Source organism: Kitasatospora sp. NPDC056181 (assembly GCF_042266225.1).
GTDB lineage: Bacteria > Actinomycetota > Actinomycetes > Streptomycetales > Streptomycetaceae > Kitasatospora.
On record NZ_JBHJUK010000061.1, the window covers coordinates 30,790 to 47,207 of the forward strand.

At 72.0% G+C, this 16,418-nt stretch carries 17 protein-coding genes; 8 read left to right on the forward strand and 9 right to left on the reverse strand.

Annotated elements, in window-relative coordinates; all coding sequences use genetic code 11:
- The first annotated feature begins 130 nt into the window (after positions 1–130).
- Both ACFC1F_RS22940 and ACFC1F_RS22945 read left to right on the forward strand, forming a co-directional pair.
- On the forward strand, positions 131–1,375 hold the full coding sequence (locus tag ACFC1F_RS22940) for a histidine kinase (protein WP_376160827.1): 1,245 nt from the start codon (positions 131–133) through the stop codon (positions 1,373–1,375).
- Positions 1,363–2,013 (forward strand): response regulator, encoded by a 651-nt coding sequence (locus ACFC1F_RS22945; protein ID WP_376160792.1) that lies wholly within the window; start codon positions 1,363–1,365, stop codon positions 2,011–2,013. The genes ACFC1F_RS22940 and ACFC1F_RS22945 overlap by 13 nt, the downstream gene beginning before the upstream one ends.
- Before the next feature lie 167 nt (positions 2,014–2,180).
- Here the strand turns inward: ACFC1F_RS22945 and ACFC1F_RS22950 are convergent, their stop codons facing one another.
- From ACFC1F_RS22950 to ACFC1F_RS22960, 3 genes are all read right to left on the reverse strand, one after another.
- Positions 2,181–2,993, reverse strand: a complete 813-nt coding sequence (locus ACFC1F_RS22950) for a hypothetical protein (protein WP_376160794.1) — start codon at positions 2,991–2,993, stop codon at positions 2,181–2,183.
- A 222-nt stretch (positions 2,994–3,215) separates the two neighbouring features.
- On the reverse strand, positions 3,216–3,449 hold the full coding sequence (locus ACFC1F_RS22955; RefSeq protein ID WP_376160796.1) for a DUF397 domain-containing protein: 234 nt from the start codon (positions 3,447–3,449) through the stop codon (positions 3,216–3,218).
- On the reverse strand, positions 3,446–4,366 hold the full coding sequence (locus ACFC1F_RS22960) for a helix-turn-helix domain-containing protein (RefSeq protein ID WP_376160798.1): 921 nt from the start codon (positions 4,364–4,366) through the stop codon (positions 3,446–3,448). Before ACFC1F_RS22960 ends, ACFC1F_RS22955 begins: the two co-directional genes overlap by 4 nt.
- Before the next feature lie 134 nt (positions 4,367–4,500).
- Between ACFC1F_RS22960 and ACFC1F_RS22965 the strand changes: the two genes are divergently transcribed.
- The 3 genes from ACFC1F_RS22965 (at position 4,501) to ACFC1F_RS22975 (ending at position 6,631) form a co-directional block, all read left to right on the forward strand.
- Positions 4,501–4,944 carry an ATP-binding protein gene (locus ACFC1F_RS22965; protein WP_376160800.1) on the forward strand — a complete coding sequence of 148 codons (444 nt, stop codon included), beginning with the start codon at positions 4,501–4,503 and terminating at the stop codon, positions 4,942–4,944.
- A gap of 82 nt (positions 4,945–5,026) precedes the next feature.
- Entirely contained in the window at positions 5,027–5,749 is a 723-nt protein-coding gene (locus tag ACFC1F_RS22970) for a hypothetical protein (RefSeq protein WP_376160802.1), read from the forward strand.
- 72 nt (positions 5,750–5,821) lie between these two features.
- The gene (locus ACFC1F_RS22975) at positions 5,822–6,631 is read left to right on the forward strand and encodes an alpha/beta fold hydrolase (protein ID WP_376160803.1); all 810 of its coding nucleotides are present in this window, start codon (positions 5,822–5,824) and stop codon (positions 6,629–6,631) included.
- A gap of 132 nt (positions 6,632–6,763) precedes the next feature.
- Here the strand turns inward: ACFC1F_RS22975 and ACFC1F_RS22980 are convergent, their stop codons facing one another.
- The 5 genes from ACFC1F_RS22980 to ACFC1F_RS23000 form a co-directional block, all read right to left on the reverse strand.
- Complete coding sequence (locus ACFC1F_RS22980; RefSeq protein WP_376160805.1) at positions 6,764–7,291, reverse strand: hypothetical protein; 528 nt, start codon at positions 7,289–7,291, stop codon at positions 6,764–6,766.
- A gap of 186 nt (positions 7,292–7,477) precedes the next feature.
- Complete coding sequence (locus ACFC1F_RS22985; protein ID WP_376160807.1) at positions 7,478–8,059, reverse strand: GNAT family N-acetyltransferase; 582 nt, start codon at positions 8,057–8,059, stop codon at positions 7,478–7,480.
- On the reverse strand, positions 8,060–9,376 hold the full coding sequence (locus ACFC1F_RS22990; protein ID WP_376160809.1) for a DUF6271 family protein: 1,317 nt from the start codon (positions 9,374–9,376) through the stop codon (positions 8,060–8,062).
- A 410-nt stretch (positions 9,377–9,786) separates the two neighbouring features.
- Positions 9,787–10,239 carry a carboxymuconolactone decarboxylase family protein gene (locus ACFC1F_RS22995; protein ID WP_376160811.1) on the reverse strand — a complete coding sequence of 151 codons (453 nt, stop codon included), beginning with the start codon at positions 10,237–10,239 and terminating at the stop codon, positions 9,787–9,789.
- 202 nt (positions 10,240–10,441) lie between these two features.
- Entirely contained in the window at positions 10,442–11,602 is a 1,161-nt protein-coding gene (locus tag ACFC1F_RS23000; RefSeq protein WP_376160813.1) for a serine hydrolase domain-containing protein, read from the reverse strand.
- A gap of 266 nt (positions 11,603–11,868) precedes the next feature.
- Between ACFC1F_RS23000 and ACFC1F_RS23005 the strand changes: the two genes are divergently transcribed.
- Positions 11,869–13,386, forward strand: coding sequence for a serine/threonine-protein kinase (locus ACFC1F_RS23005; RefSeq protein WP_376160815.1), 1,518 nt, complete (start codon positions 11,869–11,871; stop codon positions 13,384–13,386).
- Positions 13,387–13,536: 150 nt separating this feature from the next.
- Here ACFC1F_RS23005 and ACFC1F_RS23010 read toward each other — a convergent pair whose 3' ends face one another.
- On the reverse strand, positions 13,537–14,280 hold the full coding sequence (locus tag ACFC1F_RS23010; RefSeq protein WP_376160817.1) for a TetR/AcrR family transcriptional regulator: 744 nt from the start codon (positions 14,278–14,280) through the stop codon (positions 13,537–13,539).
- Between the two features lie 103 nt (positions 14,281–14,383).
- Here ACFC1F_RS23010 and ACFC1F_RS23015 point away from each other — a divergent pair, with 103 nt between their 5' ends.
- Both ACFC1F_RS23015 and ACFC1F_RS23020 read left to right on the forward strand, forming a co-directional pair.
- Complete coding sequence (locus tag ACFC1F_RS23015; protein ID WP_376160819.1) at positions 14,384–15,367, forward strand: ATP-binding cassette domain-containing protein; 984 nt, start codon at positions 14,384–14,386, stop codon at positions 15,365–15,367.
- Positions 15,367–16,206 (forward strand): ABC transporter permease, encoded by an 840-nt coding sequence (locus ACFC1F_RS23020; RefSeq protein ID WP_376160821.1) that lies wholly within the window; start codon positions 15,367–15,369, stop codon positions 16,204–16,206. The genes ACFC1F_RS23015 and ACFC1F_RS23020 overlap by 1 nt, the downstream gene beginning before the upstream one ends.
- Positions 16,207–16,418: the final 212 nt, after the last annotated feature.

Here is a 16,418-nt window from a genome sequence, read left to right on the forward strand (position 1 = left end):
GCGTCAGGGGGAGAAGTACGCCCCCGGGCCCGCCGGACCCGAGCCCTCCTCGGTGGTACTGGTTTCACCATCGGACCGGGTCCTGGGCGCATGGCACGCACTGGTCGGGGTGCTCTAGGTTCGAGCCGTGATGATTCCTCCCGGGCTGTGGCGCTCGGTCCTTCGGGCGCGGCGGGACGCCGGTTTCCTGGCTGCCGGTGTCCTGCCGCACCTGGCGCTGATCCCGGTGTGGAGCTGGGGCGTGGCGACCGCTGTCGAGGCCGGGAACTGGCCGCTCGCGCTGCCCACCTCGGTCGCCGTGATCCTGCTCGGTGTGCCGGTGCTGACGGCTGTTCAGCGGGCCCGGCACCGGGTGCTCCTCGGCGTGTACCTCCCCCGGCCGACGCCCGCGCCGGGGAAGCAGTGGTGGTGGGCGGCGGCCGCCCGTTGGCTCCGCGCGCCGCGCACCTGGGGGCAGCTCGGCTACCACCTCCTGCTGGGCCCGGTCCTGGCGGTGTCGGAACTGCTGGTGCTCATGGCGCTGCCCGTGGGCCTGGCGGGCGCCACCTGCTCCGCCTGGGCGTGGGCGCTGCCGGTGGAGGTGCGCGAGGAGTGGTTCGGCAACACGACGCAACTGCCGTGCTACACGCTGGGCGGACTCGTCCTGCTCTGCGCCGTACCGTGGGCGGCGGGGGCGGCGGCCCGCGGCGAGTCGCGTGTGGCGACGGCTCTGCTCGGCCCCAGCCCGGCCCAGCAACTCCGCGAGCGGGTAGACGAGTTGGACCAGAGCCGCACTGGCCTGATCGAAGCCGTCGACGCCGAGCGTCGCCGCATCGAGCGCGATCTGCACGACGGCACCCAGCAGCGGTTGGTCTCGCTCGCGGTCAACCTGGGCCTGGCGATGGCCACCCAGCCCGACCTGCCGGCCGGAGCCCGCGAAGCGCTCGCCGGGGCACACCTGGAGGCCAAGCAGGCGATCGAGGAACTCAACGACCTGGTACGGGGCTTGCATCCGGCCGTGCTCGAAGACCGGGGCCTGGACGCGGCGCTGTCCGGACTGGCCGCCCGGGCGCCCCTCCCGGTGCGCCTGCGGGTCGATCTGGCGGAGCGGGCGGCGCCCGCCGTGGAGTCGGTCGCGTACTTCGTGATCTCGGAGGCGCTGACCAACGTGACCAAGCACGCCCGCGCGACGCGTGCCGAAGTGACCGTCCGGCGGGTCGGTAAGGTGCTGCGGGTGAACATCACCGACGACGGGCTGGGCGGGGCCGACGCCCGCGCCGGCACGGGACTGAGCGGGCTGGCCAAGCGGGTCGGCTCCATCGACGGCACCCTGCAGGTCAGCAGTCCCGTCGGCGGACCGACCACAGTGGCTGCGGAGTTGCCGTGCGAGCGGTGATCGCCGAGGACTCGGTGCTGTTGCGGGTCGGCCTGGTCAAGGTGCTGGAGATGGGCGGGTTCGAGGTCGCCACCGAAGTCGGGGACGGCGAGGCACTGTTGGCGGCAGTGGCGGAGCACCGGCCCGAACTCGCGCTGGTCGACGTCCGGATGCCGCCGGGCTTCACCGACGAGGGGGTGCGCGCCGCGGTGGAGATCCGTCGGCGCTGGCCGGGGACGGCGGTGGTGCTGCTGTCGCAGTACGTGGAGGAGCGGTACGCGGCCGAGCTGCTCTCGACCAACGCCGGCGGCGTCGGCTACCTGCTCAAGCAGCGCGTCGCCGATGTCGCGGAGTTCGTGGCGGCGGTGCGGCGGGTGGCGGAAGGCGGCACGGCACTCGATCCGCAGGTCGTCTCACAACTCCTGCTGCGCCGCGACCTGGACCCACTGAAACGGCTCACCCCGCGCGAACGCGACGTCCTCGGCATCATGGCCGAGGGCCGCTCCAACGCCGGCATCGCGCAGGCACTGGTGGTCAGCGAGAGCGCGGTGGCCAAGCACATCAACAACATCTTCGCCAAACTCGACCTCCCCACCGCCGACGCGGACCACCGCCGCGTCCTCGCGGTGCTGAGGTTCCTGGCGGCGTCAGGAACGTGACCGGCCGTCCCCGGACCTGACGGACCGTTGTCCGATCGGCCCGGCCCGGCCTGCTCCGGGCTTGTTCGTCCATCTCCTCGGAGGACCGAAGGGGGCTGGGCAGGGAGAACGCCAGGACGAGGCGCCGTGGCAGAGCCTCGTCGGCCGCCTGAGCCGAAGCCCGTTTCTCAGGGGGACGGCGGTTGCGAGCGGGTGCCCAAGGGCGGGACGGGCCTGTCCGTTCCCATGTACAGCGGGTCGGTCGGCCACGGGTAGCCCAGTTGCTCGGTCTGCCAACCTCCCCAGACCTCGGCGGTGGCCCGGGGATCGCCTGCGGTCAGCCACGCTTCAAGGTGTTCGGCCTGGTCCGACGGGTCGTCCGCGGAGACCGGGAGGGTTGTCCCGAACTGGATCTGGGGCAGATCCGTATCGGCCCGGTCAGCGGGGTACCTCAGAACGAGGTGGATCCGGTCGGGTTCCTCGCGGGAGGCCCAGACGGCCTCCAACTCGCACTCCCACCTGACCAGCCAGTCCCCGCGCTCCCTCAGTCCGTCCTCAAGCAGCCGCGCAACCGCTCGTGCCGGCCACTCCCAATCGCGGTCCTCCCCGGCCCGCAGGACCTCGGCCTCGTACTGGGCTGCGGCGAACCGGAACTCCGGCAGGTCGAGGTCCTCATTGGTCGGGTCCCGCCAGCCCGCCCAGACGACATGGTCCCCGTCACGCCTGACCGTGACGTACAGACCACCGCAGCACCTCTCCAGGCCGCACCCGGCTCCACCGAGCAGGACCTCCTGGGGCGTCACAGTGGCATGCAACGGCCCGTTCCGGCGCAACAGATTCCGGGGGCCTGATCCGTCGTACCGGGGGCCTCCTTCCCCGCCGCGGGGGGACAGGTCGGCCAGGAGATCCCGGCCGTTGACGATCGGGCGGACCTCTATGCCGCCCTCGCCGGGCGGGTGGCAGACGACGCTCAGGACGAGAAGGTCCGGTTCCGTGGTCATCGGTCCATGGTCGCGGAGCCGGTCGCAGCTGTCATGTGAATTTGCGTGGCTCCGCTCAGGGCGGTGGTCCGGGCCGTTGTCGGGCACGCCGGCCTTCCGGCACTTCCCGAACGACGGGGCAGTCTGGGGAGGTGTGGTCGTCTTCAACGACACGCGGCACCTGCCGGGCGACCTGCCGCTGTAGGCCCTGCCCGGGCAAGCCGGGCAGGGCCATCGCGGCGGTCAGGCGGTGAAGTTGGGGGAGTGGGACTCGATGGCCTTCACGAAGGCGGCCCACTCGGCCCGGTCGAAGGCGAGGTGGGGGCGGGAGAGGTCCTTGTCGTCGCCGAGCCAGACGTCGCCGTTGTCGAAGCGGGCGATGATCACGCAGTTGCCGTTGGAGTCACCCGAGAATGGGGACTTGGTCCAGTCGGCGTCGGCAGGGTTGTGGTCGTAGGGGTTGTGCTTCTCGCTCACGTGATCTCTTCCAACTTACGTTCAAGGGCAGTGATTGTGTCCTTCGGTGACAGTGCGCACCGCTTCAGCCGCGCAAATGCACGCTCAGCTCGCCGAACGTCCCGTCCTGATCTACGCGGGAGCATACCGCCGACGGCTTCTGTGAAGACGAAGCCGCCGTCGGGCTCATCCGGGAACCGCAGTAGGGTAAGGCCCGAGGAGAGAATTCCGGGTCGGCCTGCACTCAGCGGGACCATTCGGAGTGTCACGTTGGGGTACTCGGACACCTTGATGACATGCCGGATTTGCTCCGCGAGAACGTCCAGGTCGCCTGCGACCAGCAGCGCGACCTCGCCGAAGTACATCTCCAGGTTGAGGCGGGGCTCCTCTGTGAGCCTTCGTTGCCGCAGCACCCGGATTTCCGCTGCAGCCTCGTTTTGATCCTCGCTGAGACCGTCCAGGCCTGCTGCGATCACCTCGCGTGCATAGTCTGGGGTTTGAAGCAGCCCAGGAAACGCGGAGAGGTAGTAGTCGAGCATGTGAGTTGCGGCGGCTTCGAGGCCCAAGAACTCACCGAATGCGGCGCTGATGGTGTCCGCGAACTCGTGGTCCTGCCACCAGTTCCTGTCGGGGCCGTCACCGATCAGGTCCTCGATCTCGCCTCGGTCTGCTTCGCTCATACCGCAGTGATCGAGTAGTCGTGCGAGGTCGGCGGCGCTGACCGGTACCTTTCCGTGTTCGACCTTGCTCAGGCGGCCCGGGTTCCAGCCCTTCAGGCCCGCCGTCATGTCGATCTGGGTCTTGTTGTTCTCCACGCGCCAGGCGCGCAACTCCTCCCCGAGTCGGATCCGTCGGAGTGTGGACCTGTCCATGGTCAACAGCTGTCCCTCCCTATGGGCGTAGGCGACCAGTCTCTCCAGGCAGGCTAGGGGGCTCAAGCTACACCAAGATCAAATAACTTGTTTTTCTCTTGCAGCCGTTCGGGTTGCAAATTCGATTTCCCTTGCCCCACACTCAACGTGACCGCACAGACACGCTCCTGACAGGGCGTCGAGCTGCGAAGGGGTGAACCATGTCCACCTTCCGCACACCCGTCCTCCGCACCTGGGAGGCGATCCTCACCGAGCACTCCAGCTCGGTCCGCACGGCCCGCCGCCACATCCGCGACCAACTCAACTCCTGGGGCTGGGCGGGCGAACGCGTCGACGACCTCGTCCTCATCACCTCCGAACTCGTGACCAACGCCGTCGTCCACGCCTGTCAGGGGCAGGGTGAAGTCCGGCTCTACCTACAGGAGTTCGGCGGCGACTGCCGACTCGAAGTCTGGGACTCCCGCTTCGACCTCCCGCTCCAGGAGCGCCGTCCGCGCCGCTTCAACGAAGGTGGCCGCGGGATCGAACTCGTCCGCGACCTCGCCTTCGACTTCGGGGTGATCACCCGCCGCGGCGCCGGCAAGCGTGTCTGGGTGCGTGTCCTCCTGGATGTCGCCAACCAGCCTCCGTTGCTGGCCGGTTGAAGAATCCGCTGCCGGGCGCGATCACGCACACAGTCGAAGGTCACCCGGCCCCCAACCCGTCCGACCCGAAGGAGCAGAGCCCATGCACCCCGCCGCCATCGCCTTCCGCGACCCCGCCGCCGTCCACGAGCGCTGCGAGATCGCCGCCGCCCGCCGCCTCACCCTCGAACCCGGCTACGACACCACGGTCGTCGTCCCCGACGGCGCCTGGAAGCCCCTCCCCGACGGCTACCCCGAGCGGTTCGCGCCCAGCATCTTCACCAGGGACAGCGGGCTGATCGAGCTGTTCCGCGTGCCCGACACGGTCTTCGACCTCCACACCCTCACCGCCCTCGTACACACCCTCGGTGACCCCACCCCGGTCACCCTCGGTGATGCGTACGACGTTCCGGGGCAGCTCGTCACCCACCGCGACCCGGTCACCGGCCTGTTGTCCGGCCTGCACGTCGACAACCACCAGAACCTCCCCTATGCCGCCCGGGAGACCGCCCGCCGGCGCCTCTGCGTCAACCTGGGCCCCGGCAGCCGCTACCTGCTGCTCTCCGACACCGACATCAAGTCGGTCTGCCGGACCGTCCACGACCGCTACGAGAACCACCACCCCCGCACCGCCGACCTGCGCCTCTTCGTCACGCTCCGACGCCCGCTGAACGTCCTGCGGCTGCGCATCGACCCGGGCGAGGGCTGGTTCGCGCCGACGGCCGTGCTGCCGTACGACGAGTCCACCGCGGGGCAGGAGTTGCCCTCCGTCACCGGCTCCTGGCTGGGGCACTGGGACCGCGGGGTGTTCGGTCCGCTGATCTGACCGGGGCCGGTCAGCTTGTGTCAGGCTGGTGGGGAGGGGGCTTGGAGCACGACCGCGGTCGGGAGGCTCGCGATGGCCGAGATACAGGTGAACGAGGTGTCGCTGTACTACGAGGCCCGGGGGTCAGGGCCGGGCGTGGTGCTGGTCCACGGGTCCTGGAGCGACGCCGACAGCTGGGCGCGCGTGGTGCCCGGGCTGGCCGAGCAGGCGACCGTCGTCGCGTACGACCGGCGCGGGCACAGCCGCAGCGACGACCTGCTCACCCAGGGCTCGGTCTACGAGGACGCGGCCGACCTGGCCGGGCTGATCGAGGGGCTCGGCCTCGCCCCCGCCTTCGTCTGCGGGGAGTCGTACGGCTCGCTGATCACGCTCCGGCTCGCCGCCGCCCGCCCGGACCTGCTGCGCGGTCTCGCCGTGCACGAGCCGCCGGGGACGTCAATGCTGCTGGCCGATCCCGACCTGCGGCCCGTCGGGACGGCCTTCGCCGGGCGGATCGCCGCCGTCCGGGAGCTGCTGGAGCAGGCGGAGTCGGCCGCGGCGGCCGAGCTGTTCGTGGAGACGCTCGCGTTCGGGCCGGGGGCGTGGGCGCAGCTGCCGGCGCCGATCCGGCACACCTACATCCGCAACGCGCCGACGTACCTGGACGAGCTGCGCGACCCGGACGCCCTGGACCTCGACCTCACCGCCCTCGCCCACTATTCCGAGCCCGCGCTCCTCACCCAGAGCGACGACAGTGCACCGATGTACGGCGAGGTGCTGGACATGATCGACCTCGTGCTGCCGAAGGCGGAACGGCACCTGTACGATGGTGCCGGTCACGCTCCGCATCTGTCGCAGCCGGAGGAGTGGGTGCGGGTGACCCTGCCGCGCGTCCTGGGGTGAGGCGCGCGCGAGGGGCGTGAACGGAGGCGTGCGCGCCCCCGGGGCGTGCGGACCAGACGGTGGTACGGGTCGGACGGTGCCGCGGGTCGGACGATGCCGTGGGCCAGGCGGAGGCGGAGGCGTTGCCGTGGGTCAGGCGACGGCGCGGGTCACCAGGAGGACGGCGAACAGCGCCGGCAGGAGGCCGGTGGCGAGGACGGCCAGCAGGCAGCCTCCCGAAGCCGCGGTGGAGCCTCCGCCGGCCTTCGGCCCCCCGGGCGGATCGATCCCCTCGACCAGCAACGCGAACACCACCGCCACGGCGGTCCGGCGGACGTGCAGCGGATCGTCCGCCCCCGGAAAACCGGGGCTGGTGCGCACCCGCATCTCCCAGCGCCGGGCGTCGTGCGGACGGGACATGAACTGCGCGGCGATGGCACCCCGGAGGTACCCGGCCAGGAGCTCCCGGTCGCGGTAGCCGACGGCCAGGTACTTCCTCAACCAGTCCTGGGCCGTCGGCATTTCGTCGCGCACCGCGTGATGGGCCGCCAGGACGAGCATCGCGTCGGTGATCCCTGCGTCGGCGGCCCGGCGGTACCAGACCACCGCCTTCTCCCAGTCGTTGCGACCGGCGAACTCCCGGGCCTTCTCGAACATCTGCCGCGGTGGAAGGTCGGGCATGCGCCGCCTCTTCTCCGTCGGAACGGGACCTTCCTGCTGACGGTACCCCGTCAAGCCGGAGGGGTCGACAGTGCCTCCGGTCCGAGGGGCGCCGGCCGGATCAGGCCCGGAGTCGGCCTGGACCCGGCCCGGATCAGGCCCGGCCCGGCCCGGACCCGGCCAGCCGGTCGGTCCCGCCGGGCCTCCTCAGATCGCCAGCGACATGTAGACCGCACGCCTGCCGTAGCACTCCGGGACGACGACCTCGCGGTGGGTCCGGTAGCCCAGCATGGCCAGCAGGATGTCACTGCGCCGGACCGCCACCATCGAGATCCGCTCGAAGCCCTGTGCCCGGGCGTACGCCTTGAGGTGGCGCATGAACCGCAGCGCGACGTCCTTGCTGCGCCACTCCTCGGCGATCACCAGGTCGTGGACGTGGAGATTGCGGGACGGTGGGTCGGCCGGCGGGGCGGCGGGTTCCACGGAGCCGAGGTCCGGGCACTCGTACAGCGGGTAGGGCAGGCTCAGCACGTAGCCGATGACCTCTCCCCGGAGCTCCACCACGAAGCAGGTGTCCGGTGAGGACCGGCCCCGGGCCTGGAGGGACTCCCGGCCCTCGGACAGGTCGTCCGCCGCGTAGGCGGCGAACTCCAGCGCCACGACGGCCTCCCAGTCGGCGTCGGCCAGCCGGCGGAAGGCGAGGTCGTCGGTGGTCGGGCTGGTGCCGGCGGTCGCGCTGGTGTCGCCGGTCAGGGGGTCGTCGGTGGTCGGACTGGTGTCGTCGGTCATCTACTCGGACCCTCCGGACGGGATGCCGACGTGCCGCGCGGCCTCGACCAGCGGGCCCCAGGCCTCGATCAGCCGGGCGAAGGACTCGGCGTCGGCCTGCGCCTCGTCCAGCAGTCGTTCGCGCCGGGGTGCCAGGTGCTCAGCGAATTCGGCGTACTTGCCACCGAGTTGCCGGTAGCTGCGGTCGAGGACGTCCAGCCGGCGGACGTTCTCCGCGCGGTCCCACGCGGCGCTGCGGCGTACCGAGTCGAGGATCACGTCTGCCCGGACGTGGTGCTGCTCGTCCAGCAGGGCGGCGCCGGTCACCATCATCTCGCCGTAGACGGGGTGCAGGTAGAGCATCGACAGCAGGAACTTGGTGAACCGCTCCTGGTAGGCGGTGAAGCCGTGGCCGGTACGGCGGCCGGGCGTGTAGTAGTTGACGATGTTGCGGTTGTGGACGACGCCGGGGAGCGTGGAGTCGAGGACGACGTGCAGGAGGAAGTAGTCGCTGCCGATGGTGTCGGTGGCGGGCGGCAACGGGACGCGCTCGTAGACCTGGTGGTCGAGGCCGACGTTGCACATGTCCACCCGGTGGATGTCGGGCGCGCCCAGGACCGCCTCGTCGGCGGTGAACGGTTCGGTGCCGCCGCCGGTGAAGGAGTCGTCCACCAGCTCCTTCTTCTGCTCGTCCGTCCAGATCGGCGGGGCCCAGAGGCTGACCACGTCGTAGTAGAGCGCCGGGTCCAACTCCCTGATCTCGGCGACGTCCACGGAGAGCTCGCCGACGAAGGAGCCGCCGACCAGTGAGACCGGCTTCTCGGCGTCGGCCGGCTCCAGCGTGCTCCGGGTGACTCCGGCCACCGCGTCGGAGGCTCGTTTGCCGAGTGAGAGCAGTTCGTGGTGGATCGGGAACACCGGTTCGCCGTTGTGGAGTTGGTAGGCGCTGTCGGAGTCCCGGCGGTGGACGGAGGTGCAGCCGAGGGCGGTGGCGAGCAGGAACGCGCGGTTGGTGCAGGCGCCGTAGGAGACGGCGTCGGGGAGCATGAGGTCGAGCAGGGTGTCCGGTTCGGGGGTGTGGGAGCGGTGGATCACCTCGCGGAGGAAGGTGCGCTGGCGGGTCTCGTCGAGGTGGTGGACGGTGACGCCCGGCAGGGCGGGCAGGGCGGCGGCGGCCTTGGCGTGCACGGCGAACGTCGGCTCGTCGGAGGAGTCCAGGATCAGCAGGTGGACCTCGACGCCGAACTGCTCGGCCGCGTAGGCCGCTTCCTCGCCGACCGCCGAAATGGTGGCGGCACAGGCCCGGTTGGTGGGCAGGGCCAGACAGATTCTGCTCATGCCGGTTCTCCGTTCGGTCGTCGGTCGGTCGTTCGCTCGGTCGCCGTTCGGCCGTCGCTCGGTCGTCGCTCGGTCGTCGTCAGGGACATGCGTTCGCCGGTCCGGGGGCGCGCCGAGGAGGCGGCCGGTGGACGGCCGCGCGGGCGCGAGGGGGCAACTTGTCTTCCGGACTGGCGGGTTGAGTCGACCCCGGCGAGGGATAGCGGTCGCCGTCTCGCCCCGGTGGCCTTGCTTTCCCCTACGGTGGACTAGACCAACTTTGAGTGTCAACGGCAACGGTGCCGAGTGCCGGAGGGGGCGTCCGAGGTTGCCCGATCGGGCAGTTGGGGCCTCCGGTCCGGAGTCGCAGTCCGAACGGCGGAGGGCGGTGGCCGCCCGTTGCGGTCACCGCCCTCCCGGGGCCGGCCCGGTCACGCCGTGCCCGGCGTCTTGCGGGTGGAGACGTTCATCCGGTTCCAGGTGTTGACCGTGAAGATCAGTGCGATGAGCTGGGCCAGCTCCTTCTCCTCGAAGTGCTCGGCCGCCTGCGCGTACACCGCGTCCGGGACGCCCTGCGGCAGCACGGTCACGGCCTCGGTCAACGCGAGGGCCGCGCGCTCCTCGGCGGTGTAGAGGCTCGACTCCTCCCAGGCGGAGAGCTGGTGGATGCGGTCCTCGGTCTCGCCCGCCTTCCGGGCGTCGGTGGTGTGGTAGTCGATGCAGTAGGCGCAGCGGTTGATCTGAGAGGCGCGGATCTGCACCAGCTCGACCAGAACCGGGTCCAGGCCCTCGCGGGCGGCGGCGTCCAGGGCGAGGACGGCGCGGAACACCTTGGGCGCGGTGACGGAGAAGTTCATGCGCTGCGGGATCTGAACGGTTGTCATGGGAATGAGCCTAGGCGCGTGAGTGGCCCGGTGATTGGTGCACTTGTGGGGTTGTTTCGTGGGTCAATGGGAGAGGGGAGGCGCGGGTGACGGTTTTCGGCTGGTGGGAGTACGTGTTCTGAGCGACGCAGCACGCCCGGCACCACCCGATCGGTCTCGGGTGGTGCCGGGCGTGACCGGAGAGAGCGGGGCCGGCCGGTGCTCAGCCGCCGAGGCAGTTGCGGACGGCGTCGATCAGGCGGTTGGCGCGAGCGTCCCCGTGGCCGATCATGCGGTTGGCGACGTACGCGAAGCCGATGCCGAACTCGTCGTCGCCGAAGGCGAACTGGCCGCCGGCGCCGTCGTTGCCGAAGCTGCGGGCGCCGAGCATCGGGCGGAAGGCCGGTGACTCCAGCAGCACGCCCGAGCCCCAGCGGGCACCCATGTCGAAGCCCAGGAAGCCCGCGCCGGAGGAGACTTCGCGCACGAGGTCGGTCACGGTGGCGGGGGAGAGGAGCCGCTCGCGCCCTCCGTCCCGACCGCCCTCGATGCCGGTGACGGCGGCCGCGTACAGGCCGGCCAGGCCGCTCGCGGAGGCGACGGCGCCCGCGCCGGGCAGCTCGATCGCGTGCAGCTCGGGGTCGTTCCAGCCGTGCGGCACGTCCAGGCCGGGGAAGACCAGCGCGCCGTTCATCGTCACGATCCGGGTGAGCAGGTGCTCCGGACCCGGCATCGGACGACGGCCGTCGGCCTCCACCAGCCGTGCCAGGCGGTGGAGTTCGGCGGCGGGCAGACCGATCCAGGCGTCCAGGCCGAGCGGGTCGCCGATCTCCTGCTGGAAGAACGCCCCGGGGGTGAGGCCGGTGATCCGGCGGATCACCTCGCCGACCAGGAAGCCGAGCACATGACCGTGGTACTCGTAGGTGGTCCCGGGCTCCCAGAGCGGCTTCTGCTCCTCGATCGCCCGGACGACCGGCGTCCAGGCGGCGATCTCCTCGAAGCTCAGTACGGCGTCCAGGGCCGGGATGCCGGCGCGGTGGCCGAGCACCATCCGGCAGGTGATCTCCTCCTTGCCGTGCTGCGCGAACTCGGGCCAGTACCGGCCCACCGGGGCGTCGAGGTCGAGACGGCCCTGCTGGGCGAGGAGGTGGGCGCAGACGGCGACGAGGCCCTTGGCGCACGAGAACACGGGGACGACGGTGTCGGCCTCCCACGGCCGCCCGGTGCGCTCGTCCGCGACGCCGCCCCACAGCTCGAGCACCTTCCGGCCGCCGGCGAAGACCGTGACGGCGGAGCCGAGTTCGGGGAAGTCCGCGTAGTTGCGCGCGAACGCGTCGGCGACCGCGCCGAAGCCCTCGTCGGCGTGGCCCTGGTGCTGCTGCATGGTGTCCGTCCTGTTCATCCGGGTGCGAGGCCGGCCGTCGGGTGCGTGCCCGGTCGTGGGAGCGTGCCCGGTCGTCGGGTACGCGCCACTGGTCGGGTACGTGTCCGTCGTCGGCCACGCGTCCGGTCTCGGGTGTGCGGTCGCCGGTACGCCGCCGGCGGCCAAGATCGTCGGCTGGGCCACCGTACGGGCTGCCGGGCCCCGAGCGGAAACGATTTGACGACGTGCCGCCAACGCCGGGGAGGCGTGCCGCTAGGGTGAGCCACGTGACAGGGGTGAACGGGGCAGTGGTCGGGGGCCGGTACCAGCTCCAGGAGCTGATCGGTCAGGGCGGCATGGGGCGGGTCTGGCGCGGGTTGGACACCACCCTGGGCCGCGACGTCGCGGTGAAGGAGGTCCTGCTCCCCCAGGGCGTCACGGAGGCCGAACGCGAGCAGCTCGTCCAGCGCGTCCTGCGCGAGGCCAGGGCCGCGGCGCGGCTGAACCACCCCGGGATCATCACCGTGCACGACGTCGTCGAGCACGAGGGTGCGCCGGTCATCGTGATGGAGTACGTCAGCGGGCTCTCGCTGGCCGCCGCCATCGCCCGCGACGGCGCGCTGCCGGCGGCGAGGGTCGCCGAGATCGGCGCGGCGATGGTCAAGGCGCTCCAGCAGGCCCACGCGGCAGGCATCGTCCATCGCGATCTCAAGCCGGACAACGTCCTGTTGATGGGCGACCGGGTGATCCTCACCGATTTCGGCATCGCCCACATGGCCGACGCCACCACCGCCCTCACCCGCACCGGCGCGGTCATCGGCACGCCCGCCTACATGGCCCCCGAGCAGCTGGAGGGGAAGCCCGCGGCGCCCGCCAACGACCTGTGGTCGCTCGGGGCGACGCTGTACGCGGCGGTCGAGGGCGAGACGCCGTTCAGCGGGGACACCTTCGGCGCGCTGTGCGTGGCCGTCGTGACGAAGGAGCCGCGCCGGCCGGTCAGGGCGGGCGCGCTGACGCCGGTGCTCGGCGCGCTGCTGGCCAAGGACCCGGCGCAACGGCCCTCGGCGGAGCAGACGTTGGCGGCTCTGGAAGCGGTGGCGCGGGCGGCCGCGCCGGCCGTGCAGGTCGCGCAGGTCGCGCCGGTTGCGACGCCGACGGCTCCCGACGTGGCGGGGGGCGGTGGGTGGTACGGGCCGCCGCAGCCGTTGACGGCCCCGCAGCCGTCGCCCGGAGCGCCCCAGTCGGCGTCCGCCGGGGCGTGGCTGCCACCGCAGGCCGGGCAGGCCGGGCAGGCCGGGCAGGCTGGGCAGGCCGGGCCGACGCCGCCGCTCCTCCCGCCCGTGTCCTCGGGGGCCACTGCGTTCTCCGGGGCCACTGCGTCCTCGGGGGCCAGCGCGTCCTCCTCCGCGCCGGCGGCCCCGAGCGCGGCCGGGGCGGTCCTGGTGCGGTTCATCGGCTGCATGGGGCTGATCTGGGCGATCGGCAGCGCCCTGCCGTGGAACTACCTGGGCACCATCCCTGACAGGTTCGTCCCGCACGCCCTCCTGGTGACCGCCGTGCTCTCCCTCGTGCACGCCGTGCCCCGGCCCCGGTGGCATCCCGCGGTGGTCTGGGCGGTCGCCGTGACGGCCGACCTGGGCCTGTTCTTCGTGACCAAGGCCGTCGTTGCGCAGTGGCTGGGCACGGGCCAGTTGGGCTTCAGCGAGGAGCCGGGGCAGATGGCGCTCAACATGCTGCTCCTGGGGACGGGTGCCTGGCTGCTCTGGCTGCTGGTCCCGGGCAGCCGGCGTCCCGCCCGCCCGTAGCCCCGGCCCGTAGCCCCGGCAGACGGCCCTTGGGGCTCCGGCGGACGGCTGCCTCGGTGTACAGCCGTCCGTAGCCCGTAGCCCGTAGCCCGTCACCCGGCCCCGTCATCGGCCCCCGGCCCCCGGCCGTTCCGGCGTGGGCCCGTCCGCTCAGCCGCGCTCCACCGGGGTCAGTGCGGCCGTGATCACCCGGTGCAGTGACCGGTCGAACGCCGTGTCCGGGTCGGCCGGCGGGCCCGCGGTGGCGAAGGCCGCCGAGAGGTGGGGGTAGTCGCCGCTCATGGCGGCCCTGGTGAGGTAACCGACCAGCTCGGCCTGCCACTTGGCACCCGCCGCGCCGGTCCGCTCGTACTGGGCGTACTGGCAGACGAAGCCGTTGAACAGGGCCATCGCCTCCATGCGCGTGCCGCCGTCGAGGCCGCTCGGTTCGGTGACGGCGAGGAAGTGGTCGGTGTACCGCAGGGCGTTCGGGCCGATGCCGGGACGGGCGATCAGCAGGGCGGGCAGCCAGGGGTGGCGCCGCATGAGCGCGAGTTGCGCGTGGCCGAGCCGGAGCAGGTCCGCGCGGCAGTCACCGGCCGGGGCGAGGTCGTCGTAGTCGTACTCGCCGGCGACCGCGTCGAGCATCAGGTCGAGCAGGTGCTCCTTCTTCGGCACGTAGTTGTAGAGCGACATCGTCCCCGCCCCGAGTGCCGCCGCGACCCGGCGCATGGAGACGGCGTCCAGCCCCTCGGCGTCGGCGATCGTGATGGCCGCGGCGGCGATGGAGGCCCGGCTGTGGGCGGGCTTGGGGCCGCGGCCGGTGCGTTCGGGACGCAGCCAGATCAGTTCGGGGGCCTCGGGCGGTTCGGGGGGCGCCGACGGGGAGTCGGCGGGGGGCTTGCTGGACGGCACGGAAGATCACCTCGGTTACCCATCTTAGATACGTACGGCGTACGTAGTACGATGCGTGGGCACGCGCTTCTACGTACGCTGTACCTAGCTGAAGGGCAGAGCCATGTCGAAGACCAGCCGGCCCGCCGTCGAGATGACAGGCGTGGCGAAACGATTCGGAGTTCGTTCCGGCGCCACCGAGGCCCTGCGCGGCCTCGACCTCACCGTCCCCGCCGGCACGGTCTGCGGCCTGCTCGGCCCCAACGGGGCCGGCAAGACGACCGCCGTCCGCGTCCTCGCCACGCTGGTCGCCCCCGACCGCGGCACCGCCCGCGTCGCCGGCTACGACGTGGTGCGGGAGGCCGAGGCGGTCCGGCGCAGCGTCGGACTGGCCGGGCAGCACGCGGCCGTGGACGAGGGCATCACCGGCCGCGAGAACCTGGACCTGATCGGCCGGCTGCACCACCTCGGCGCCCGGGCCGCCCGGGCCCGCGCCGGCGAGCTGCTCGAACGCTTCGGTCTGGCCGAGGCCGGCGACCGCCTCGTCCGCACCTACTCCGGCGGCATGCGCCGCCGCCTCGACCTCGTCGCCAGCCTGGTCACCAGCCCGCCGGTGCTCTTCCTGGACGAGCCGACCACCGGCCTCGACCCGCGCAGCCGGCAGGAGATCTGGTCCACCGTCAAGGAGTTGGCCGACGGCGGCACCACCGTGCTGCTCACCACCCAGTACCTGGAGGAGGCCGACCGGCTCGCCGACGACATCGTGGTGATCGACCACGGCGCCGCCATCGCGACCGGCCCGCCACAGCGGCTCAAGGCCGCGATCGGCACCCGGATCGAGGTCACCCTCGCCGAGGCCGGTCAACTCGGCCCCGCCGCGGTGGTGCTGGCCGCACTGGCGGAGAGCGGGGACGTCGTGGTCGACCACGACGAGCGGACCGTCGCCGTCGTGACCCGGCCCGGAGTGGAGGTGCTGCTGCCGCGCCTGGTCCGGGAGTTGGACGCGGTGGGGGTGGTCGCCCAGGACGTCGGTCTGCGGCCGCCGTCGCTGGACGACGTCTTTCTCGCGCTCACCGCCGACTCCAACTCCCTGGGGAGGGCCGCCTGATGGCCGTGTCCGCTGCTCCGCCCGTGCGCCCCGTGCCGGGGCGGACGATCTCCGTGCCGGGCCGGCTGGTCTCCGACACCTGGTCCTCGATGCTCCGGATCCTGCTCAACTACCGCCACTCGCCCGGCCTGCTGGCCGCCTCGCTGGGTGTGCCGGTGGTCATGGTGGTGGTCTTCGGGTACGTCTTCGGCAGCGCCATGCAGGTGCCGGGCGGTGGGAACTACCGCGAGTTCCTGATGCCCGGGCTGTTCGCCATGGTGGCCGTCAACGGCGTCATGCCCACCATGGTCGGCGCCGCCCGCGACGTCGGGCGCGGGGTCACCGACCGGCTCCGCTCGATGCCGGTCTCGCGCACCGGCCTGCTGCTCGGGCAGACCCTCGCCGACTTCCTGGTCAGCATCGTGGTGTTGGCGCTGCTGGCCGCCGTCGGCCTGGCGGCCGGCTGGCGGATCCGGGGCGGAGTCGCGGACGCCGCGGAGGCGTTCGGCCTGTTGCTGCTGCTCCGCTTCGTGATGACCTGGGTCGGCACCTTCCTCGGGTTGGCCGTCGGCAAGGAGGAGGCGGCCGGCCAACTCGCGGTCGCGGTCTTCCCGATGGCGATGGTCACCAACGCGTACGTGCCCACCGGGGGCATGCCCGGCTGGCTCAGGGTGATCGCGGACTGGAACCCGGTCAGCGCCGCGGTGCAGGCCTGCCGCGAACTGTTCGGCAACCCGTCGGCGTCCGGCGGGCCCTGGCCGATGCAGCACGCCGTCCCCGCGACACTGCTCTGGTGCGCGGTGCTGCTGGCGGTGTGCGGACCTCTCGCCGTGCGGAAGTTCGCCACGCACGGTCGGTGAGGCGCCGCCTTCGGGCGCCTTCGCGCCGACTGCCGGCGTGCGCCCGGGGTACTCGCGGCGTACTCCCGGTACATTCCCGCCGTGCGGCGGCCGTTTCGGGCGATCTTCGGCCCGGCTCCGGCCCGCTCTGCGGAATGTGCTGGACAGCGGCGCCGGGGGGGGCGGGGGTTGGGGGCGGGGGGTTTAACCCCCCCCCGCCCCCCCCGCCGAAC